Here is a 22,131-nt window from a genome sequence, read left to right as displayed (position 1 = left end):
ATATCTAGTTTTTATTTTTTATCAGCTGTTTTTCAATATTTTAACTGCTTTTTTACCCAGGCTATACAAAAATGGATTAGCTACATAAATAAACCTGCCATGCTCTACTAAATCTCCTCCAAATTTTGATTTAAATTCTCTTACTCCATAATCTTCTTCGGGTTTTCCTGCTCCCATAAAATCAAATCTCCTAATGTTATTTTTGCATGCATATAGCATAGCCGACCACGTAGCGAGAATACTGGGATATATATTCTTATATGCTCTATCCTTACCACATACATACCATTCATAAATTGCTTTATCTCTAAAAATTGGAAAAACAATGCCTCCAACAACTTCGTCTTTATAAAAAACCAAAAGAAATTTTGCTACTCTCTGGCTCCACAAAGTGATAAAGAAATATAATTTTGGAAGTGGTGTTTTTACTTTTGTTTTATATAGATCATTAAGAATTTCATAGTATGCCTCTATCTCTGATTGATGTTTGGCTTCTCGTACTACCGCACCTTCTTTTAAACTTTTTTTAACTTGCCTTAGTTTACTACTACTAATTCTTTGCTTTACTGTTTCTTCAGTATCGCATGCAACATGAAAATTTAAATGAGGATGATACTCAAAACCTATTGTATTAAGAGCATTTTTATATTGGTTATAATCATTAAGATTACGAGTTTCGATATAAATTACTTTATGTTTTAAATGTTTAATCACCGTTTTAAACAATTCTATAACATGATCTTCTTCTACTTCTTTAGAAAAAATGGGACCTCCAAAAATGATTGCTCTACGAGTAAAAGAGGATTTAATTCCATTTTCTTTTTGAACAATTCCGGAAACAAATGCAGTAATTTTTTTGTCATACTCTATGGCAAAAGCAAAAGTCTCATACCCAGCAGTGATAAAAAAGGAAAGTGCTTCTGGTGTTTGAAAAAAACTTGCAGAATCGTTTTCTAAAAGCACTTCTAATTCCTCTGGGTTTATCCCACTGGTACTTGTATGTATGGTGAGTGTTTTAGTCATTATAAAGTTTCTTTATAAATGGATATTAGTTTAGGAGCGATAACTTCAGAATCTAGGTGAGAAATATGAATTCTACCTTCTGTCTTTTTTGGATATTGTAATGCTTTATCAATTTTATTAGCTATATCGGTTTTATTAAAACCAGTAACAAAGCATCCTGGCGTATTTCTAATAGTCTCTTTTATATCTCCTACATTAACAGCTACAATTTTACAATTACAGGCCATAGCTTCTTTAATTACATTGGGAGATCCCTCCCAAAAACTGGTAAGAATAATTACATCTGCTGCATTAAAATAAGCAGGCATTTGTGTATTAGGAATATCGATAAGTGATTGCAATTCTATATCCTTATGATCAAGTAATTCAAAAGCGCTTTTTGCCAACTGATAATTTTTTACTTTTCTTTTGGGATTTGCTGCAAAAAGGATGTGTCGCTTATTAGAGTCCCATTGTGTAATTTCTAAGGCTTCCTTTCTAGAAAATGGTCTAAATTTTTTAAAATCTACCCCATTAGGTAAAACATTTACCGTTTTAATACCAGATGACGTTTTCATATCCAGAGATTTTACGATAATCTTATTCCAGAAAAAGAAATTAAATATTCTGATCAGATATTTTAGCAAAAAAGAAGCTTTTACATCACTCCCCATTAGAGAGACTATTAATGGTTTTCCTCCTGCCAAAGCTACAACTATGGCGCTAAGAGAATAGTGTGCATGAATAATGTCATAAGAATGGTGTTTCAGAAATTTTCTTAGTATAAAAATATGTTTTAGATATCCACTAAACCCTTTACCTTTGATTGTAAAGAAAGAAACATCATGCCCTAGCTTAATCAGAGAATTACCTTGATTAAAAACAATAGGAGATATTCCATTCTTTGTATTTCCGCTACTTACAAAAAGTACATCCATTTTCATTAAAAGGATTATTGTTTAATGATTAGCTGTGATATATCGGTTCTGTTTTTTTCACATTCTTTTTTTCTAAATATTGCACGATACTATCTGCATATACTTTCTCTACCTCTAGTTTTTTGGTTACAAATTCCCAGTCATCATTTTTATGAGTAAAATACCCTTCAGAATAAGGAATCCCAGCTGTGCCAAAATACAGGGATTGAAACTCAATCAGATAAAATTCGCTCCCATCAAATACGATATCAATTGAGATATGAGGGACATTCATTTTTATATAGATTTCTTGCGCAAAATCAAAAAGGCCATCGGGCGCTTCGGCTTCTAATCCGTAGAAATAATTATCATATCCACCACCACTGGCTTTAATACCACGCCCTTTCAATAATGGTCTTTTAAACACATATAGTTTTTCTCCAAAAATGTAAATCTTCCAATCATTCTGCAGATTTGGTATAAAATCTTGTAGTATAAATTTTTGCCTATATAGAGATTCTCTTATGTATCCTTTATGTTTGAGAGATCTTCCATAATCTCTTAAATCACTACGATAATTACGTTGATTTATTTGTTTGACTTTAGTGATTAATTCTTTTTCAGATTTTATTAAGCAAACTCCTGTTCCCGAAGCACCTTCAGATGTTTTAAAAACAACAGGATAGGTAATCTTATTCAAATGCATCAAAAGATCTTTCATAGAGCCATAGACTTGTGCATTAATATTATTTGTCAAGTCTTCGAATTGCCTCATAAGCTCCATAAAAACTTTATTATTATTAGCTCTTAAGTGTTTGTATGCAGGAATTACATTCGCACCAGATAACTCTAAGGCATATATCACATCTTCTATGTAAGACTTATACTTATACCCAATATCTTCTGAAGATGTATAAATCACATCTTTGCCTTTAAAAGTACCTTCACTTAGGTTAATTTCATTGAAATAGGTATACGCCAACCGAAATCCCATATCATTAAAATAGTCGGATAACTTATCTTTATCCATCCCACTACGATAAGGAGTATCAAAATGTTTAGATCCGAATTTTGTTTTATAATCCATTAATGCTATTATAGACTTCATAGGTATTTATTTTTGATGAAATAGAATGATTAGACATATTGTGTAGTATCGACAAGGACATTAATAATGTATCTCGATATTTTTCTGGTGTATATGGAGATAAATCGGTAAACATGGTATTTAATCGTTTACTATTAAAAAGTAATTGATCATTATTTATGGTCAAGCGTAATTCTTTCTCATTTGCTTTGACTCCAGAAATAATACCCAGATTGTCTAAATTGGTTTTTGTAACTTTTTTAAGTAATTTTTTCTTCAAAAACGGAAGAATAATATTATGAATATACTTAAGGTCTCTTACGTCTATAGGACGATACCCCTTTCCTGTTACCTGGGTATAAATCTGTTGATTAGTCTTCTTTATGATATCTGTATACAGGTATTGACCTTTCATCCTTTTTATAGGATTATCTGTAAAAAAGTCATTATTAGCTCCTCCATACTTTGTAGTAAGTAATGTTTTTACAAAATTATAATCAAGAAATGGTGTTCTAACCGAAATGTATTTTTGCTGTAGTGTAATCCACTGCCCAAAGAATTTTCTAAAGATCTCTTCGAATACAAAAATGTAAAATTGTTGATTCCTTGTTATATTTTGAGGAAGAGACTTTTTGTATTCTATAATTTCTTGAGTAAGTTCATCTAACTCTACAGTAAATGCAGATGTATTTAAAACGCGAAGAGGTTCTGCATTTTTTATAATTTCTACTAATTCTTCTTCGTTTTGTATTTTAAAGACATTTGTTAATATTTCTGAAGTGACGGCACCGGCCGAGTGTAATGCTCTAAACAATTCGCTTCCTCCTGCTCCAGACAATAAATATTTCGAGTTTTCTGAAATCTTTTTTGTACTATATAAAAAATGAGGATATAAAAGTCCATTTCCCAGATAACCCGATGTGGTATATTCTAGTGCATTTTGGTAATACTCTGATGATATATATTGAGTAGCCCCAAGGTCAAAATATTGATATGGTATTTTTAAAGTTTTAGCATTAGCCAAAGGGATACTTACATCATCATTTTCTGGCTTACCAAAAGAAAATGTATTAAATTTTTGCTGGTGATATGTGGCACAACTAACTAATGTTCTTCCATCAAAACCACTTGTAAATGCAATATCAAATTCTTCTTTCGGAAAATATTGTTTTGCGGTTTCTATGAATAGATTGCTTAACTGATCTACTGTTTTTTTGCCTCCTTTGGGATACGGAACAAACAAGCTGGAAATATCAAAATGTTTGGTAACAGTAATTTTATCATTCTTTAAAGTAATAAAAGAATGACAAGGAAGTAAATTGATGTTTTTATATAGCGTTCTGTTAAAAAAACCATAGTTAAACAAAAGGTTTTCGAGAATAAACTTTTTATCTATTTCTGGTTTTGTAGTAAGATATTCTTTAATTAACTGTAGTGATGATGATATTAGGCAATCACTCTCTGTATAATAAATTGGTAGCATGCTAAAAAAACTATTGTATACTTTTATAGAATTCTCTTTGGCTACAATGGCATAAAAATGTCCTTTAAGCTTAGCAATCTCATAATCATTAACACTAAAAACTTCTTCGACAGAACCTATATAATCACCAACAACTATTACTTTAAACTTTCCAATATTATATTCAAAATAGTTCGTACCAGTAAATGTCAAATACCAGTTAGAGGTTAATCTGAGTAATTTTTTTTTCTCTGATTTTGATATCAGCTTTTTATGAAATAATATAAAGTCACTCATAGCTTTTCCTGTTTATAATAGTCCGCGATTTGATAGTTTAAATAAATTCCACATCAATATTGCTGCAAAAATGAATGTTAAATAGCTTAACCAATGCTGATTACGTTTGGGGTATTTTGTAGCAATACCATCTGCCATAAAAATGATTAAAAATGGTAGTGATAGTATTTGAAATCGATCCTGAAATGATATTCCGGATATAGCAAGAATTACAATATATAATATAGCAAATCCACCGACAAAAATGACTCTTCTATTTTTGGTTTTATAAGCATTATACAATCCCAGAAACACAAAAAAGTATAGGCAGTTTCGTACAATTTCGTTTTGAAAATGGGAATAAATCCCTAATTGTGCTGCTTCAAAATCTAATAATGAAGGAAAAGGAGTAATAATCGCACCAGCAATTAAAAGTGGACTTACAAGAGCAGCTGTATAGCTTATTCCTCTCTGTTTAGAAGTATTACTTAACTCATTCCCAAATTGATCTTTACTTGCTTCTATTGCTATTTCTACATGCTTATCCATTCCTAATTTTTTCATTACAAAAAAACTTCCGGCAATAAATAATATTGAAATAAATACAGCCGACATTTTATAATTTTTATTAGACGTCTTATAAAACAAAATCTGTATTAGTACGCAAAAGATGAGTAACGGAGCTAATATTACTCTGAAATAAAAAAGTATCCCAAAATGAAGTAGAATAAGTAATGAATATAGGACTCTAAATTTTCGTTGTATGATGATTAATTGGGTTAGATAAGCAATATTTGCAATCAGGAATATCATAAGTGTTTCTTTTAACAAAAAACCTGTAAACCATAACAATGCTGGCATTAACATTGTAATAATTCCTGCCATACGAGCTCTTTTTTCATCATAAGAAATCCTGGTTATTTGATATATTCTTATAACCGTGATACTCCCCAGTAGTGCATTGAAAATTTTTATAATCAAAATGTTCTTTCCAAAAATGAAATAGAAAAAACCGATAACAATAGAGAATCCATAATCAGATTCATTTTTCCAAAAGCCCGATAAAACGCCAAATATGTGTCTTCCGTCTTCTATCGCATCTGCTACTATTGATCCAGAATAATGGTAGTTCCAGGAATCTGATGCTGCTATTTCCATTGGTAAGTTTGCTGGATCATAGAGCATTGTAAGGATATATAGAACTCCAATTGAAATGAGACGATAAATAAAGCTGTGAAGGAAAATTCTTTGTATAAAATTGTCTTTTTTTTCCCAGGATTGAGAATAATATTGTAATCCTGTAACAAAAAGGATAATGGTTCCGAAGCCTGCAAATAGTATGGGTAATGGCATAATGTAATCTGGAAATATCACTACATGAAGTAACAGTATTCCTACTGTAAAAAACATGATAACATTAGTATTTCTCTTTGTCCAGTACATTATGCTGATTTACTTTGATAGGATTGATTTACCTTTTGTATTTCATAGCAGTCCTCAAAACACGATTTAGCATTAGCTGCCATTATTTTTTTATTGGCTTGTGATAATTCAATAAATTTTAGAATCGCTGATGTTAGTGAGGGTACTTCAAAATCCTCGATAAGAAATCCATTATAACCATCGATAATAATATCTTTAATTCCTCCTGCTGGAGTACTAATTATTGGAACGCCCATTGATAAAGCTTCTAGAATTACAATAGGCATACCTTCCTGGGCAGAGCTTACAATCAAGGCATCTGCATCCAGTAAAAAGTCTGCTGCACTTTTTTTTGGCCCTGCTAAGAATACATTGGGGGTATTAATTCTCTTAAGTTCATCAACCAGAATCATATCTGTCTCACGCCCTATCTGAATACACATAGCACCAGGGTATTTAGTATACACTTCTCCAAAACTTAAGGATAATAGTTTATAATTTTTATGACGATTTATATTCCCTATTGCCAGAAAACGCTGTCCTTCTTTTGGTTGTATTGAAAAACTATTCCAAAATGTTTTTATTTCACTTGCTGCTCTTTCTGGGTTATGGCTTTTTATTCCGTTGGGTATAACTGTTGACTTTAGTTTTGGTAAATTTTTCTTGAGATCCTTATAAATAGTTGGGGCGACACATACATGTAAAATTCTATTGTTTAAAAAACGAAGTTTATTTAAATACCCAAGTACTAATTTCCAATTCTCGAAACTACTATGAATGGTATGTATATAAGATATTTTGGGTTTTAATATTGAGATCCCGTAGATATAGTATAACGGATTATGCAAGTGTACAAAAATGGTTTTAGGAGCTAATTTGCCAAGAAGAATATATAGGTTAATAAATTGTCTTATACTATACTTTTTGGTCCAGCTCAATTGGTATAGATGAATTTCTTTTTTTATTTTATCAATATAGTTTTTATTAGGATCTGTTATTTTTAGAGCAATGATGGATACATCATTTGATTTTGCTTGTTCGTTGGCAAGTTGAACAACAAAATTTTCTGCTCCTCCGATATCAAGGGATGATATGACATGTACAATTTTCATCTATAGTTGTTTTCCATATATCCAGCTATCTATTATCTGATGTCCCGTTTGATTATAGGAAACCTGAAAATTATTAGCTTCTAAGAATTTTGACATTTTAATCTTAATCTGTCGGTCATCATCAAAAAGAAAATCATGACAGGAGATAGCTACATTTTTAGTAATCTTGATTGCATTTTCCATTCCTTCTATCATTTGTAGTTCGGATCCTTCTATATTAACCTTCAGGAAATCAATGTTTGTTATATTCTTTTCTTCTACAAAATGATCTAAAGTGATCCCGTCTACTTCTACACCTTTGGATTCTTTATTTATGTAATCTACTTGGTAATTATTCGATTCTTCAATCCATAATTTTTGATTACTATCGGTAATAGCCAGGTTTAAATTTTCGGAAGTTTTAATTTGGTTTTTAGCACATAATTCTACAAGTTTTTGATGACTTGCTCTACTGGCTTCGATAGAATATATTCTACCTTCATTTTCTGTTTTTTCGTCAAAAAATAACGTTTCTGTCCCTATTCCGGCGCCAATATCAACAATTACATCTCCTTTTTTAGGTGTATAATATTGACAAGCTATCCGTTCGATACTTCGATAAAGCTTCTTCTTACTAAAATTGAAATATGGTCGCTGTACCAGATAAAGATATTGTTCTCTATTTTTTAACCAATACATATCATAATCTGCATCATATTCTACTTGATTATTAGAGTCTTCAAGTATCCTGCTAATCCATCCTAAAAAAGATGCTTTACGGGTTTTTCCCGGAATCAAAGCCATAATACCATTGAGTATTCCCGATATTATTTTTTTTATGATTTGTTTCATCTCTTTAGACTTTTAAATATTACTTTGTGGTTATCTTGCTAGTAATAAGGTTTTTAATTTCAATCAATTCTTTAAATTTTAACATATAGGATAGTACATAGTATATCCCTAAACTTATTCCTACCCCTATAATAAGTTGGATTAAATGGCTGCTAAATACTTCACTAATAAAAAAACCTATTCCTGTTGCTACTGTACTAACTAACAGGTATGGAAGAAGATCTACTAATTGATCAAAACCTGAGTAATCAATATATTTTTTGGTATAATATGAGTTAATAAAAAACCCTAAAAAAGAAACCAAAACATATCCAATACATAACGGAATCAATCCAAACTTATAGGTCACCAGAATTGCAACAATAGTGAGCACATTTTTTATGAGTTCTAATTTTAAGAATAAATCAGACCTTCCTTTGGCATTTAGAAAATTAAGATTGATATACTGTAATGGATGAAAAATAATTTCTAATGATAATATCTGAAGTAAAACAACAGTAGGTAACCATTTACTAGTGATTAAAACCAAAATAATTGGTTTGGCATAAAATATAAGTACAGTAATAATAGGAAATAATAGGAAGCCCGTAAGTTTAACACTTCGCTCTAAAAGGTTCTTAACTTTTGAGTCCTCATCAATAACTTTTACTAAAACAGGAAAAGTAACACTTTGAAGAATCGTGGTTACCAGAGTTTCTGGTATTTGTTTAAATAAAGTAGCTCTGGTAAAATATCCCAGTTCTTCTGCTTTATAGATTTTACCAATTATAATAAGGTAAATATTCTTAAAAAATATTTTAAGTAATCCAGAAATCATTAGTTTAGAGCCAAATCCAAAAAGGGTCTTAAAAGATTCTTTATCAAAAATCAAGCTAGGTTTCCATTGATTTAAGATCCAGAATAAAATCGCAATTGATAGACTTCTCACAATAGTTTGATACACTAAAGTCCAGACACCATATCCATTAACAGCCAGGTAAATACCAACAATTCCCCCTAGTAGTGCAGATACAATATTGATTATAGCCAGTGTTTTAAAATCAATTTTGGTGGTAAGAAATGCTCTGTGAACAATGGTTGTGGATACAATTATAATATTGATCCCAATAACTTTTATAATATCGACTAGTATTGGTGTTTCGTAGAAATCTCCTATAAAACCAGATCCAATAAATAAAATGCCATATAGTATAAAACCTACAATGATATTAAAGAAAAATATTGTAGAGTAGTCATTATTATTTACATTTTTTTTCTGTACCAATGCAGTAAAAAACCCACTATCTACTAAGGATTGAGATATTGCAAGAAAAATAGCTATCATTCCGATAAGGCCATAATCTTCTGGCATAAGTATTCTTGCTAATACAATACCTAAAATGAATTGTATCATTAGCGTCGAAAACTTATCAATACTACTCCACACTAATCCAATAGTTGTTTTTCTTTTCAAAATACTCACGAGTAGTTGTTTTTATTTAAAGTAACCAAATTTTAAAGCCAAATCCTGTACTAAAAAATTAGGTATACTGTACTTTTTTCGACCTGTTTAGAAAAGGATGATATTCTCCTCTTAACGGGCTTAATTCTGCGTTTCTAATATCATGTACTAATTGTATAGATGGTTTTGCATCAACCAATCCAAAACCATTATTTTTTAGAATTTCTATATAACTTTTGGTATGTAATTCTGTAAAACCAGAGCTAAATTCAATTTCTTTTCCATCAACGAGGATAGAACGATATGTTCTTTGGTTCTTCATTTTAACAGGTTCTGGTATATTTTCATAATCAATAGATAGAAACCATCTCACACGTGCTTTTTCTAGTTCTAAATATCCAGAAGCATTATAAAGATCATGTTTGTGAACAATGTTCTCTGTTGCTCCTCCAAATATCCAAAGTAGCATATCAAAAAAATGAACTCCTATATTAGTTGCTATTCCTCCGGATTTACCTATTTCTCCTTTCCAGGAGCTATTATACCAACTACCTCTAGAGGTAAGGTAGGTAAGGTCTATATCATATATTTTGTCTTTGGGTCCTTCATCAACCATTTTTTTAAGAGCTACTATACTATGATGTAATCGCAACTGCAAGATTGTATTTACTTTTCTCTCACATTCTTCCTCAATTTCAATAAGAGGCTCTATATTCCAGGGATTCAAAACGAGAGGTTTTTCGCAGATTGCATTGGCCCCTCTGCGAAGTGCCATTCTTATATGGGCATCATGTAAATAATTTGGAGTACAAATACTTACATAATCTAATATGATTCCTTTTCTTCTTTTTAGTTTTTCGAGGTGTCTGTCGAAACGTTCAAATTCTACAAAAAAATCGGTATCTGGGAAATAACTATCTAATATTCCTACACTATCAAATTTATCTAGCGCAGCCAGAAGATTATTATTTGTTTCTTTAATAGCTTTAAGGTGTTTTGGAGCCACATAACCTGCTGCGCCAATCAATGCAAAGTTTTTTTTCATCATCATGTCTTTTTTAATTACACTTTAAGATATTTAATCGTCTATCTGATAGTACAGAATAGGGGGTACAGTTAGGAATCAAAATTCCTTTTTGACAGGTTGTGTTTTAAAAACTTGTTGATTATCTAATTTATATATTTCATTGCTTTCGGGGCAAATAGCAATGCCTTCTTTATCGAACTCTAATCGGTGGCCATACTCGCTCATCCAACCAATTTGCTTAGCTGGATTTCCTACTACAAGTGCATATGGTTTTATATTCTTGGTTATAACAGCTCCGGCGCCGACAAAAGCATATGTGCCAATATCATGACCACAAACTACTGTCGCATTTGCACCGATCGTTGCTCCTTTACCTACGTTTGTTTTACTATATTGCCCTCTTCTATTTACTCCACTTCTTGGATTTACAACGTTAGTGAATACACAAGATGGTCCCAGAAACACATCATCTTCACAAATAACACCTGTATATACAGATACATTATTCTGTATTTTCACATTATCTCCTATAATAACTTGTGGAGAGATTACTACGTTTTGGCCAATATTACAATGTTCACCTATACGGCAATCAGTCATAATATGAGAAAAATGCCAAATTTTGGTATCCTTACCAATGTCACATCCATGATCTATTACAGCAGTTTCATGTACATAATAGTTTGGTTTCATATACTATATTTTAATTATATCAACTCATTTATAACCACATTACAACCGAAATAGAATGTTGTAAATGATTTGCATTTCCTGGGGAATTATTATCTATAGAGAATTTTCCTAATGTTTGAAAATTAAGCCATATATATGCTCCTAATCTTATGTTTAACCCCAGGCCAACATTTAGAGTATTATTAATAACTTCATTAAAAAAGTTTCCTCCCCATCCTCCTATCAAATACCCGGCATATTCTGCATGTCTAGGATCGTTCCAATAGTTAGAGGTATAATTTTTAGCCATCAGGTCAACTGCAAAATAATTGATAGTTTCTACACTAAAAACACTATTTATTTTTTTGCCTCTCTCAAATTTATTGATTGAAGTTGATAGCTCAATTCCATAATCATAATCAAATCTTTTTTCTACAGTAATTTTTAATAAACGTGATAGATTCCAATTATCTTTAATATTGAGTAATTCATCAAAACGACTTCCAGAATTGTCAACAACATTAAGTCCCAAGCCAATAACCCAAGGATCTTCTTCTTGTGCATAAGCAAAAGAAAAATTTATAATAAATAAGACTAGCAACAGAAGTCGTGTCAAAATCATATTTTATGATCACCATATATGTGTTTCTTTTATCATACTAATCAATTTTTGGGGTGATAAATTGATTAATATATTTGATCAGGGTAAATCAAATTAAGAATTCTTGTAAATTCTTCTAAAACACTTTTAATTACTCGTGAACTATATAAATTTATTTGACAAATGTGAGTAATGAGCTCTATAATAAACCTTGTAGCTTCTATTTTTAAGATTTATTTTAGATATCTCTTATGTAAATTTAACAGATTTTTCTTTAAGTCAATTACTGTTTTACCGCAAAAATATAACTGCCAATAGTTATTCGATACATTTTAGACTCATATAAGTTTATATATCAGCTCTTTAAAAACCTATCATCTATAGATATGATATTTAAAATGGAAATGATCTCTATTTTGCTAGAATATCAAAAACATAATCAGAACCTTACTAGCACTCAATACTTTATGTATGCGATGCATTTATTTTTATTTAAGTGAGGAAACCTAAAACAGGTATAATAAAAAAACCGACCTAAGTACTATATTTATGTAGTACTTAGGTCGGTTTTTTTATTATATTTCTTATCTAAGCCTCTCCTGTAGGACCAAAATTCATAGGGATTGGTGTTTGTTCATAATCTTTAATTTCTCCATGAGCAGCTTCAAATCGATTTACATTGTCACTAAGAGCTTTTAATAATCTTTTGGCATGCTGTGGAGTTAGAATAATTCTACTTTTCACCTTACTTTTTGGTCTACCGGGCATAATGTTTACAAAATCAACTACAAATTCTGAAACAGAATGATTAATAATTGCAAGATTACTATATGTACCATCTGCAACATCTTCATCTAGTTCTATATTCAATTGATTTTGTTTCTGATTTTTATTATCTGCCATATCTAATTTTATTTTAGAATCGTTTGATCAAAAAAAAGCCTGCCTAAAAAGGCAGGCTATTTATATTAGTTATAATTAACTTCTTGTCGCTGTTCCATTCGTTCTTCAAACTCTTCGTTTGAACCAACAATGATACTTTCATAGTCTCTCATTCCTGTTCCTGCTGGTATTCTATGTCCAACAATTACATTTTCTTTAAGACCTTCAAGGCTATCAATTTTACCGCTTACCGCAGCTTCGTTTAACACTTTTGTTGTTTCCTGGAATGACGCCGCAGAGATAAATGACTTGGTTTGTAGCGAAGCTCTTGTAATACCTTGCAGTATTGGAGTCGCTGTAGCAGGAGAAACATCTCTTGCAGTAACTAAGTTTTTATCATCTCTACGTAAAGCAGAATTTTCATCTCTTAAATCACGAGGAGAAATAATCTGTCCTTCTTTAAGGTTTTCACTATCTCCCGAATCTTCAACAACCTTCATTCCGAAGATCTGATCATTTTCTTCGATAAAATCAGATTTATGTACTAGCTGATTCTCAAGGAAAATGGTATCTCCTGGATCCTGGATTCTTACTTTACGCATCATTTGACGTACTACCACTTCAAAATGCTTATCATTAATTTTCACACCCTGTAATCGATATACTTCTTGTACTTCATTAACCAAATACTGCTGTACTGCAGAAGGGCCTTTGATTTTAAGAATATCTTCTGGTGTGGTAGATCCATCTGATAATGGCATTCCTGCACGAACATAATCATTTTCCTGAACAAGAATTTGATTAGAAAGTTTTACAAGATACTTTTTAATTTCTCCTATTCTAGATTCAACGATAATCTCTCGATTACCACGTTTGATTTTTCCAAATGATACTACACCATCAATTTCACTAACCACAGCAGGGTTAGAAGGATTACGTGCTTCGAATAATTCTGTTACTCTAGGAAGACCTCCTGTAATATCACCGGCTTTGGCAGATTTACGAGGGATCTTAACCAGAATTTTACCTACCTTAATCTTATCATTATCGTCTACCATAAGGTGGGCTCCAACAGGTAAGTTATAAGAACGTAACACTTCATCTCCTTTTCCTAATACATGTAGTGTTGGTATCTTTTTCTTATCACGAGATTCAGAAATTACTTTTTCCTGGAAACCAGTTTGCTCATCAATCTCTACTTGATAGGTAGTACCTTGTTCAATATTCTCATATCTTACTTTACCTGCAAATTCAGAGATAATTACTCCATTATATGGATCCCACTGACAGATTACATGATCTTTATCTATTTTATCTCCATCCTGGATAAATAATTGAGAACCATAAGGAATTAAGTTTGTACTTAAAACAATCTTAGTTTTTGGATCAATAATCTTAACTTCTGATGTACGAGAAATTACTACATCGATCTCATTACCTTCTCCATCTTCTCCTTTAACCGTTTTAAGCTCTTCAATTTCTGCTTTACCAGCAAACTTAGATCTTAATTGATTTTCTTCAGAAATGTTACCTGCAATACCTCCCACGTGGAATGTACGTAATGTAAGCTGCGTACCAGGCTCTCCAATAGATTGAGCTGCTACAACACCAACGGCTTCACCACGCTGTACTGTTTTACCAGTAGCTAGGTTACGACCATAACATTTTACACAGATTCCTTTCTTTGCTTCACAAGTAAGCGCAGAACGAACTTCTACAGATTCTACAGGTGAATTCTCAATAATCTTAGCAACTTCATCATTAATTTCTACACCAGCTTCTGCTAATACTTCTTGAGTTAATGGGTTAACAACATCTTGCAATGAAGTTCTACCCACTATTCTAGCTGCAAGTCCTTCTATAATTTCCTCATTCTTCTTTAACGGAGTTACCTCTACACCTCTAAGTGTACCACAATCTTCTATATTAACAATAACATCCTGAGCAACATCTACCAAACGACGTGTAAGGTATCCAGCATCCGCAGTTTTAAGAGCGGTATCTGCAAGACCTTTACGAGCACCGTGAGTAGAAATAAAGTACTCAAGAATAGAAAGTCCTTCTTTAAAGTTAGAAAGAATTGGGTTTTCGATAATTTCTCCACCAGCAGAACTCGCTTTCTTCGGTTTTGCCATCAATCCACGCATTCCGGTTAACTGACGAATCTGTTCTTTAGATCCCCTTGCTCCAGAGTCAAGCATCATATATACCGAATTGAATCCTTGTTGATCTTCACGAATACGCTTCATAGACAATTCTGTCAACTCAGCATTTGTAGATGTCCAAATATCAATTACCTGATTATAACGCTCATTATTGGTAATAAGACCCATATTATAGTTTGCTACAATATTGTCTACCTGAGCATTTGCATCTGCAATCATGGTATGTTTCTCTTTAGGGATAATAATATCTCCTAAACTAAATGATAATCCTCCCTGGAATGCAAAATTATATCCTAAGGTTTTGATTTCATCCAAGAACTCTGCTGTTTCAGGAACACTTGTTACTTTCAAAATACCTCCGATAATATCTCGAAGTGATTTTTTGGTCAATACCTCATTAATATATCCTGCTTGTTCTGGTACTTTCTCATTAAATAAAACTCTACCAGCAGTAGTTTCTATGATTTTAGTTACTATTTCTCCTTCTTCAATATCATTAGTACGAACTTTGATATTCGCATTAATATCTAATCTCTTTTCATTATAAGCAATAACTACTTCTTCTGGAGAGTAGAATGTTAAATCTTCTCCTTTTATTTCTAATTCTGGAGTAGATCTACGAGACTTGGTCATATAATAAAGCCCCAAGACCATATCCTGAGAAGGAACCGTTACAGGTGACCCGTTAGCAGGATTAAGAATATTGTGTGATGCTAGCATCAACAACTGGGCTTCTAAAATTGCTTCGGGTCCTAGTGGTAAGTGTACTGCCATTTGATCCCCATCAAAATCGGCATTAAATGCGGTACAAACCAAAGGGTGTAACTGTATCGCTTTACCTTCGATAAGTTTAGGCTGAAAAGCCTGAATACCTAAACGGTGAAGCGTAGGAGCACGGTTTAGTAATACCGGATGTCCTTTTAAGACATTCTCTAAGATATCCCAAACTACAGGCTCTTTTCTATCAATAATTTTCTTGGCAGATTTTACTGTCTTTACAATACCACGTTCAATCAATTTTCTGATGACAAATGGTTTATAAAGTTCTGCCGCCATATTTTTTGGAAGACCACATTCGAATAATTTCAATTCTGGTCCTACAACAATCACAGAACGTGCTGAGTAATCCACACGTTTACCAAGTAAGTTCTGACGGAAACGTCCTTGCTTACCTTTTAATGAATCGGATAATGATTTTAATGGTCTGTTAGAATCTGTTTTAACCGCAGAAGCCTTACGTGTATTATCAAATAATGAATCTACAGATTCCTGAAGCATACGTTTTTCATTACGTAAAATAACTTCTGGAGCTTTGATTTCCATCAAACGTTTTAAACGATTATTACGGATAATCACACGACGATACAGGTCATTTAAATCTGAAGTCGCAAAACGGCCTCCATCAAGTGGTACCAAAGGACGTAATTCTGGTGGAATTACCGGTACAACTTTAAGAACCATCCATTCTGGATTATTTTCTCTATTTTTATTTGCATCACGGAAAGACTCAACAACCTGAAGACGTTTTAATGCTTCAGTTTTACGTTGTTTAGACGTTTCGTTATTTGCTTTATGTCTTAGTTCATAAGATAGTGCATCAAGATCAATTCTTCTTAAAATCTCGATAAGGCACTCTGCTCCCATCTTTGCAATGAACTTATTAGGATCTGTATCATCAAGATATAGATTTTCCTGAGGAAGGCTATCTAAAATATTTAAATACTCTTCTTCTGTAAGGAAATCCATTTTCTGTACAGCTTCGCCTTCTTCATTTTTGGCAATACCAGGCTGAATTACTACGTAACGTTCGTAGTAAATAATCATATCTAATTTCTTAGATGGAAGTCCTAATAAATATCCTATTTTATTTGGTAAAGAGCGGAAATACCAGATGTGCGCCACAGGGACAACTAAGTTAATATGTCCTACGCGATCTCTTCGTACTTTCTTTTCGGTAACCTCTACTCCACATCGATCACAAACAATACCTTTGTAACGAATTCTTTTATATTTACCACAAGCACATTCGAAGTCCTTTACAGGTCCAAAAATACGCTCACAGAACAAACCATCACGCTCGGGTTTGTGAGTACGATAATTGATAGTTTCGGGTTTTAACACTTCTCCCTGAGATGCCGCTAAAATTGACTCAGGAGATGCTAAACCTATAGAGATTTTATTAAATCTCTTTACTGTATTCTTATCATTATTTCTTGCCATAATATATGGTTGCTAAAGAATTATTGTAATTTAATTTTGAATAGTTTATGGTTCATTCGTACCCTTCGACTTTGCTCAGGGTACGAATTAGCATTTACTATTCTTCTAATCTGATATCCAGACCCAGACCTTTTAATTCGTGCATTAATACATTAAAAGATTCTGGTAATCCTGGTTCTGGCATAGGTTCACCTTTAACAATACTTTCGTATGTCTTAGCTCTTCCTATAACGTCATCAGATTTTACCGTCAATATCTCACGTAAGGTTGCAGAAGCACCATAAGCTTCTAGCGCCCAAACTTCCATCTCTCCAAAACGCTGACCTCCAAATTGAGCCTTACCACCAAGTGGTTGTTGAGTAATCAACGAGTAAGGACCAATAGATCGTGCATGCATTTTATCATCTACCATGTGACCAAGCTTAAGCATGTAAATCACACCTACAGTAGCTGGCTGGTGGAAACGATCTCCCGTACCTCCATCATAAAGATAAGTATGTCCAAACCTTGGAATTCCTGCTTCATCTGTAAATCCATTAATCTGATCTAAAGAAGCACCATCAAAAATTGGAGTAGCAAATTTTCTATCCAGTTTTTGCCCAGCCCATCCTAATACTGTTTCATAGATCTGACCAATATTCATACGAGATGGTACCCCAAGTGGGTTCAACACAATATCAACTGGTGTTCCATCTTCTAAGAATGGCATATCTTCTTCTCTTACAATACGAGCAACAATACCTTTGTTACCGTGACGACCTGCCATTTTATCACCTACTTTTAGCTTACGTTTCTTAGCAATATAAACTTTAGCAAGTTTTATAATTCCTGAAGGTAACTCATCTCCTACAGAGATCGTAAATTTCTCTCTTCGAAGGTTACCTTGTAAATCATTTTCTTTAATCTTATAGTTATGGATAAGATCTGCAACCATACTATTTAAAGCATCGTCGGTAGTCCATGTTCCTTTGGTAAGGTGAGCATAATCATCTACGCTATTAAGCATTTTCTGAGTATACTTTTTACCTTTAGGAAGCACTTCTTCTCCAAGATCATTCATAACCCCTTGAGAAGTTTTACCACCAACAATAGCAAATAACTTATCTACTAATTCAGATTTTAGCAATTCGAATTTTGTATCGTATGATCTTTCTAAAATCTCAATATCTTCTTTATCCTGAGAACGTTTTCTCTTATCCTTTATAGCGCGGGCAAATAATTTTTTATCAATTACCACACCATGTAAAGAAGGCGAAGCTTTTAAAGAAGCATCTTTAACATCTCCTGCTTTATCTCCAAAGATTGCTCTTAATAGTTTCTCTTCTGGAGTAGGGTCGCTTTCTCCTTTTGGAGTAATTTTTCCGATAAGAATATCACCCGGTTTGATTTCTGCACCAACGCGGATCATTCCGTTTTCATCAAGATCTTTGGTAGCTTCTTCAGAAACGTTAGGAATATCATTAGTTAATTCTTCATTACCTAATTTGGTATCTCTAACCTCAAGAGAATATTCATCAATATGGATTGAAGTAAAGATATCTTCTCGTACTACTTTTTCAGAAATCACAATCGCATCCTCAAAGTTATACCCTTTCCAAGGCATAAAGGCTACTTTCATGTTTCTACCTAGTGCAAGTTCTCCTTTTTCTGTAGCATATCCTTGGCACAATACCTGACCTTTTTTAACACGATCCCCAACATTAACGATGGGTTTAAGGTTTATATTGGTACCTTGATTCGTTTTACGGAATTTTATTAATTCATAGGTTTTAGAATCGTCATCAAAGCTTACCATTCTTTGCTCTTCTGTTCTATCGTATTTAATGGTAATCTTTTGTGCATCTACATACTCAACAACTCCTTCTCCTTCTGCATTAATCAATACTCTGGAATCTGATGCTACCTGACGCTCTAATCCTGTTCCTACAATAGGAGCATCAACTCTTAATAATGGTACTGCCTGACGCATCATATTTGATCCCATCAATGCACGGTTTGCATCATCATGTTCTAAGAACGGAATTAAAGATGCAGAAATAGATGCTATCTGATTAGGAGCAACATCGGCATAATTAACATTGGTTGGGTCAATTACCGGGAAGTCACCTTCCATACGTGCAATTACCTTATCAGAATCTATAGCACCATCTTCTTTTAACGGAATATTAGCCTGAGCTATTAATTTTTCTTCTTCCTCTTCTGCACTTAGGTAAGTATATCCAGAAAGATCAACCTTTCCTTCTTCTACTTTTCTATATGGAGTTTCAAGGAATCCCATCGAATTCACTTTTGCAAATACAGAAAGTGAAGAGATAAGACCAATATTTGGTCCTTCAGGAGTTTCAATAGGACATAGACGACCGTAATGTGTATAGTGTACATCACGTACCTCAAAACCTGCACGTTCACGTGATAAACCTCCAGGTCCAAGAGCCGAAAGTCTACGCTTATGTGTAATCTCTGCTAGTGGATTGGTTTGATCCATGAACTGAGATAACTGGTTTGTACCAAAGAACGAATTAATTACAGATGATAACGTTTTAGCATTGATCAAATCAATCGGTGTAAAAACCTCATTATCTCTAACATTCATACGTTCACGAATGGTACGAGCCATACGTGCCAGACCAACTCCAAACTGTTGTGATAATTGCTCTCCTACAGTTCTAACACGACGGTTAGAAAGGTGATCGATATCATCAATTTCAGCTTTAGAATTAATTAATTCTATTAAGTACTTAATAATGGTAATAATATCTTCTTTGGTAAGCACTTGCTTATCCATTGCAATATCAAGTCCCAATTTCTTATTCATTCTATAACGACCTACTTCACCAAGGTTGTAACGTTGATCAGAAAAGAATAACTTGTCAATAATACCTCTTGCAGTTTCTTCATCGGGCGGTTCTGCATTACGTAATTGACGGTATATATGTTCTACCGCTTCTTTTTCAGAGTTGGTAGGATCTTTTTGTAAAGTATTGTGGATAATTGCATAATCTCCTTTTTGATTATCTTCTTTATGAAGCAAAATGGTTTTTGCTCCAGATTCGATAATCTCTTCAAGATGATCTTTATCTAAGATGGTATCACGATCTAAAACGATCTCGTTACGCTCAATAGACACTACTTCTCCTGTATCTTCATCCACAAAATCTTCATGCCATGTATTTAATACACGGGCTGCTAACTTGCGTCCTAATACTTTTTTCAATCCGGATTTAGAAACTTTTACTTCTTCTGCAAGATCAAATATTTCTAAAATATCTTTATCACGTTCAAAACCAATTGCACGGAAAAGTGTCGTTACCGGTAATTTTTTCTTTCTATCGATATAAGCGTACATTACACTATTGATATCGGTAGCAAATTCTATCCAAGAACCTTTAAAAGGAATTACTCTTGCAGAATATAATTTAGTTCCATTGGCATGGAATGATTGTCCAAAGAATACTCCCGGTGAACGGTGTAATTGAGATACGACTACTCGCTCTGCCCCATTAATACAAAAAGTACCACTGGGTGTCATATAAGGAATTGTACCTAAGTACACATCCTGAACAATAGTCTCAAAATCTTCGTGTTCTGGGTCTGTACAGAAAAGTTTTAGACGGGCTTTTAAAGGTACACTATAGGTAAGACCTCTTTCTATACACTCCTGCAGATCATATCTTGGAGGGTCTACAAAGTAATCTAAAAATTCTAGTACAAATTGATTACGAGTATCTGTAATCGGGAAGTTTTCCATGAAGGTATTGTATAAACCTTCGTTTCCTCTTTCTTCAGATTTTGTTTCTAGTTGAAAGAAATCCTGGAAGGATTTGATCTGAATATCCAGGAAGTCAGGATAATCAGGTCTATTCTTTACAGAAGAGAAATTCAATCTTTCAGTTTGCGTTGCTAACATCAATGGACGGAATTAAATTAAAATTTAAAAAAGGGTGCGTATTTATAACTTAATGTTTATATACGCAAAATGGTTTAGACCTCATCAGGCATCATTGCATGATGGGTCTAAACCTATATGTCAATATATGGTAAGCTTATTTAAGCTCAACCTCAGCTCCAGCCTCTTCTAATTGTGCTTTAAGAGCTTCTGCTTCATCTTTAGATATTCCTTCTTTGATTGCTTTAGGAGCTTCATCAACTAATCCTTTAGCATCTTTAAGACCAAGACCTGTAAGTTCTTTTACAAGTTTTACAACAGCTAGTTTAGCACCACCTGCAGCCTTAAGGATTACATCAAATTCTGTTTTTTCTTCAGCAGCATCTCCTCCACCAGCACCACCGCCAGCAGCTACAGCTACTGCAGCAGCAGCAGGTTCGATACCATATTCTTCTTTTAATATATCAGCTAACTCATTAACTTCTTTTACTGTTAAGTTAACTAATTGTTCTGCGAAATCTTTTAAATCTGCCATTTTCTATCGTTTTAAATAATTTTTTTAATTGAAATATAATTGTTAAAAAGTGCGTACACTACTATTAATTATCCTTCTTTTTCGGATAACGTTTTAAGAATACCGGCTATAGTACCACCACTTGATTTTAATGCTGAAATAACATTCTTAGCTGGTGATTGTAATAGACCAATAATGTCTCCGATAACTTCTTCCTTAGACTTAATATTAACTAAAGCGTCTAAGTTTTCGTCACCTACATATACTGCCTCTTCTATAAATGCTCCTTTTAACAAAGGTTTTTCAGATTTCTTACGAAACTCCTTAATCACCTTTGCTGGTGCATTTCCGGTTTCAGCAAACATAATGGAAGTATTACCTTTTAATGTAGTTGGTAATTCTCCAAAATCTTTATCTGAGTTCTCCATTGCTTTTGCAAGGAGTGTATTCTTAACTACTTTTAATGATACATTAGCTTTAAAACAAGCTCTACGTAAATTTGAAGTCGTTCCTGCATCCAATCCTGAAATATCTGCTAAATAGATATTAGTGTTATCAGCTAACTGAGCAGTTAAGTCTTCAATTACTAGTGATTTTTCTTCTCTTGTCATAAT

The 22,131-nt window shown here is 32.9% G+C and carries 16 protein-coding genes; all 16 read right to left on the bottom strand.

The features are described 5' to 3' along the window. Window positions 1-21: 21 nt before the first annotated feature. Complete coding sequence (locus tag Z053_RS0115670; protein WP_025665943.1) at window positions 22-1,023, bottom strand: lipid II:glycine glycyltransferase FemX; 1,002 nt, start codon at window positions 1,021-1,023, stop codon at window positions 22-24. Further along, complete coding sequence (locus Z053_RS0115665) at window positions 1,023-1,946, bottom strand: glycosyltransferase family 4 protein (protein ID WP_051476073.1); 924 nt, start codon at window positions 1,944-1,946, stop codon at window positions 1,023-1,025. Before Z053_RS0115665 ends, Z053_RS0115670 begins: the two co-directional genes overlap by 1 nt. A 22-nt stretch (window positions 1,947-1,968) precedes the next feature. Further along, on the bottom strand, window positions 1,969-3,027 hold the full coding sequence (locus tag Z053_RS0115660) for an ATP-grasp domain-containing protein (RefSeq protein ID WP_025665941.1): 1,059 nt from the start codon (window positions 3,025-3,027) through the stop codon (window positions 1,969-1,971). Further along, window positions 2,996-4,765 carry an asparagine synthetase B family protein gene (locus tag Z053_RS30240; RefSeq protein WP_025665940.1) on the bottom strand — a complete coding sequence of 590 codons (1,770 nt, stop codon included), beginning with the start codon at window positions 4,763-4,765 and terminating at the stop codon, window positions 2,996-2,998. Before Z053_RS30240 ends, Z053_RS0115660 begins: the two co-directional genes overlap by 32 nt. Window positions 4,766-4,777: 12 nt before the next feature. Then, window positions 4,778-6,187, bottom strand: a complete 1,410-nt coding sequence (locus tag Z053_RS0115650; protein ID WP_025665939.1) for a glycosyltransferase family 39 protein — start codon at window positions 6,185-6,187, stop codon at window positions 4,778-4,780. Beyond that, entirely contained in the window at window positions 6,187-7,278 is a 1,092-nt protein-coding gene (locus Z053_RS0115645) for a glycosyltransferase (protein ID WP_025665938.1), read from the bottom strand. The genes Z053_RS0115650 and Z053_RS0115645 overlap by 1 nt, the downstream gene beginning before the upstream one ends. Beyond that, window positions 7,279-8,109, bottom strand: coding sequence for an FkbM family methyltransferase (locus tag Z053_RS0115640; protein WP_025665937.1), 831 nt, complete (start codon window positions 8,107-8,109; stop codon window positions 7,279-7,281). A 19-nt stretch (window positions 8,110-8,128) separates the two neighbouring features. Further along, on the bottom strand, window positions 8,129-9,571 hold the full coding sequence (locus Z053_RS0115635) for a lipopolysaccharide biosynthesis protein (protein WP_025665936.1): 1,443 nt from the start codon (window positions 9,569-9,571) through the stop codon (window positions 8,129-8,131). A 58-nt stretch (window positions 9,572-9,629) separates the two neighbouring features. Next, window positions 9,630-10,595 (bottom strand): Gfo/Idh/MocA family protein, encoded by a 966-nt coding sequence (locus Z053_RS0115630; RefSeq protein WP_025665935.1) that lies wholly within the window; start codon window positions 10,593-10,595, stop codon window positions 9,630-9,632. Between the two features lie 78 nt (window positions 10,596-10,673). Then, window positions 10,674-11,270, bottom strand: coding sequence for an acyltransferase (locus tag Z053_RS0115625; protein WP_025665934.1), 597 nt, complete (start codon window positions 11,268-11,270; stop codon window positions 10,674-10,676). Window positions 11,271-11,298: 28 nt separating this feature from the next. Further along, the gene (locus tag Z053_RS0115620) at window positions 11,299-11,871 is read right to left on the bottom strand and encodes a hypothetical protein (RefSeq protein ID WP_025665933.1); all 573 of its coding nucleotides are present in this window, start codon (window positions 11,869-11,871) and stop codon (window positions 11,299-11,301) included. A 567-nt stretch (window positions 11,872-12,438) separates the two neighbouring features. Beyond that, the gene (locus tag Z053_RS0115615; protein WP_025665932.1) at window positions 12,439-12,753 is read right to left on the bottom strand and encodes a DUF3467 domain-containing protein; all 315 of its coding nucleotides are present in this window, start codon (window positions 12,751-12,753) and stop codon (window positions 12,439-12,441) included. A 65-nt stretch (window positions 12,754-12,818) separates the two neighbouring features. After that, entirely contained in the window at window positions 12,819-17,117 is a 4,299-nt protein-coding gene (gene rpoC, locus Z053_RS0115610; RefSeq protein ID WP_025665931.1) for a DNA-directed RNA polymerase subunit beta', read from the bottom strand. Between the two features lie 97 nt (window positions 17,118-17,214). Beyond that, window positions 17,215-21,024 (bottom strand): DNA-directed RNA polymerase subunit beta, encoded by a 3,810-nt coding sequence (gene rpoB / locus Z053_RS0115605; RefSeq protein ID WP_025665930.1) that lies wholly within the window; start codon window positions 21,022-21,024, stop codon window positions 17,215-17,217. A 136-nt stretch (window positions 21,025-21,160) separates the two neighbouring features. Next, on the bottom strand, window positions 21,161-21,538 hold the full coding sequence (gene rplL / locus Z053_RS0115600; RefSeq protein ID WP_025665929.1) for a 50S ribosomal protein L7/L12: 378 nt from the start codon (window positions 21,536-21,538) through the stop codon (window positions 21,161-21,163). 68 nt (window positions 21,539-21,606) lie between these two features. Beyond that, on the bottom strand, window positions 21,607-22,128 hold the full coding sequence (gene rplJ, locus Z053_RS0115595; protein WP_025665928.1) for a 50S ribosomal protein L10: 522 nt from the start codon (window positions 22,126-22,128) through the stop codon (window positions 21,607-21,609). Window positions 22,129-22,131 lie beyond the last annotated feature (3 nt).

The organism is Aquimarina megaterium XH134, assembly GCF_000520975.1.
Lineage (GTDB): Bacteria > Bacteroidota > Bacteroidia > Flavobacteriales > Flavobacteriaceae > Aquimarina > Aquimarina megaterium.
Note: the sequence above shows the minus strand (reverse complement) of the source record. Positions and strands in the feature narration are given on the sequence as shown.

Bases quoted from the DNA above. Each gene is read 5' to 3' on its own strand.
- Z053_RS0115625 (WP_025665934.1), bottom strand. From the start codon at position 11,270: ATGAAACCAAACTATTATGTACATGAAACTGCTGTAATAGATCATGGA.
- Z053_RS0115615 (WP_025665932.1), bottom strand. From the start codon at position 12,753: ATGGCAGATAATAAAAATCAGAAACAAAATCAATTGAATATAGAACTA.
- Z053_RS0115665 (WP_051476073.1), bottom strand. From the start codon at position 1,946: ATGAAAATGGATGTACTTTTTGTAAGTAGCGGAAATACAAAGAATGGA.
- Z053_RS0115645 (WP_025665938.1), bottom strand. From the start codon at position 7,278: ATGAAAATTGTACATGTCATATCATCCCTTGATATCGGAGGAGCAGAA.
- rpoB (WP_025665930.1), bottom strand. From the start codon at position 21,024: ATGTTAGCAACGCAAACTGAAAGATTGAATTTCTCTTCTGTAAAGAAT.
- rpoC (WP_025665931.1), bottom strand. From the start codon at position 17,117: ATGGCAAGAAATAATGATAAGAATACAGTAAAGAGATTTAATAAAATC.
- Z053_RS0115640 (WP_025665937.1), bottom strand. From the start codon at position 8,109: ATGAAACAAATCATAAAAAAAATAATATCGGGAATACTCAATGGTATT.
- Z053_RS0115630 (WP_025665935.1), bottom strand. From the start codon at position 10,595: ATGAAAAAAAACTTTGCATTGATTGGCGCAGCAGGTTATGTGGCTCCA.
- Z053_RS0115620 (WP_025665933.1), bottom strand. From the start codon at position 11,871: ATGATTTTGACACGACTTCTGTTGCTAGTCTTATTTATTATAAATTTT.
- rplJ (WP_025665928.1), bottom strand. From the start codon at position 22,128: ATGACAAGAGAAGAAAAATCACTAGTAATTGAAGACTTAACTGCTCAG.
- Z053_RS30240 (WP_025665940.1), bottom strand. From the start codon at position 4,765: ATGAGTGACTTTATATTATTTCATAAAAAGCTGATATCAAAATCAGAG.
- Z053_RS0115650 (WP_025665939.1), bottom strand. From the start codon at position 6,187: ATGTACTGGACAAAGAGAAATACTAATGTTATCATGTTTTTTACAGTA.
- Z053_RS0115660 (WP_025665941.1), bottom strand. From the start codon at position 3,027: ATGAAGTCTATAATAGCATTAATGGATTATAAAACAAAATTCGGATCT.
- rplL (WP_025665929.1), bottom strand. From the start codon at position 21,538: ATGGCAGATTTAAAAGATTTCGCAGAACAATTAGTTAACTTAACAGTA.
- Z053_RS0115670 (WP_025665943.1), bottom strand. From the start codon at position 1,023: ATGACTAAAACACTCACCATACATACAAGTACCAGTGGGATAAACCCA.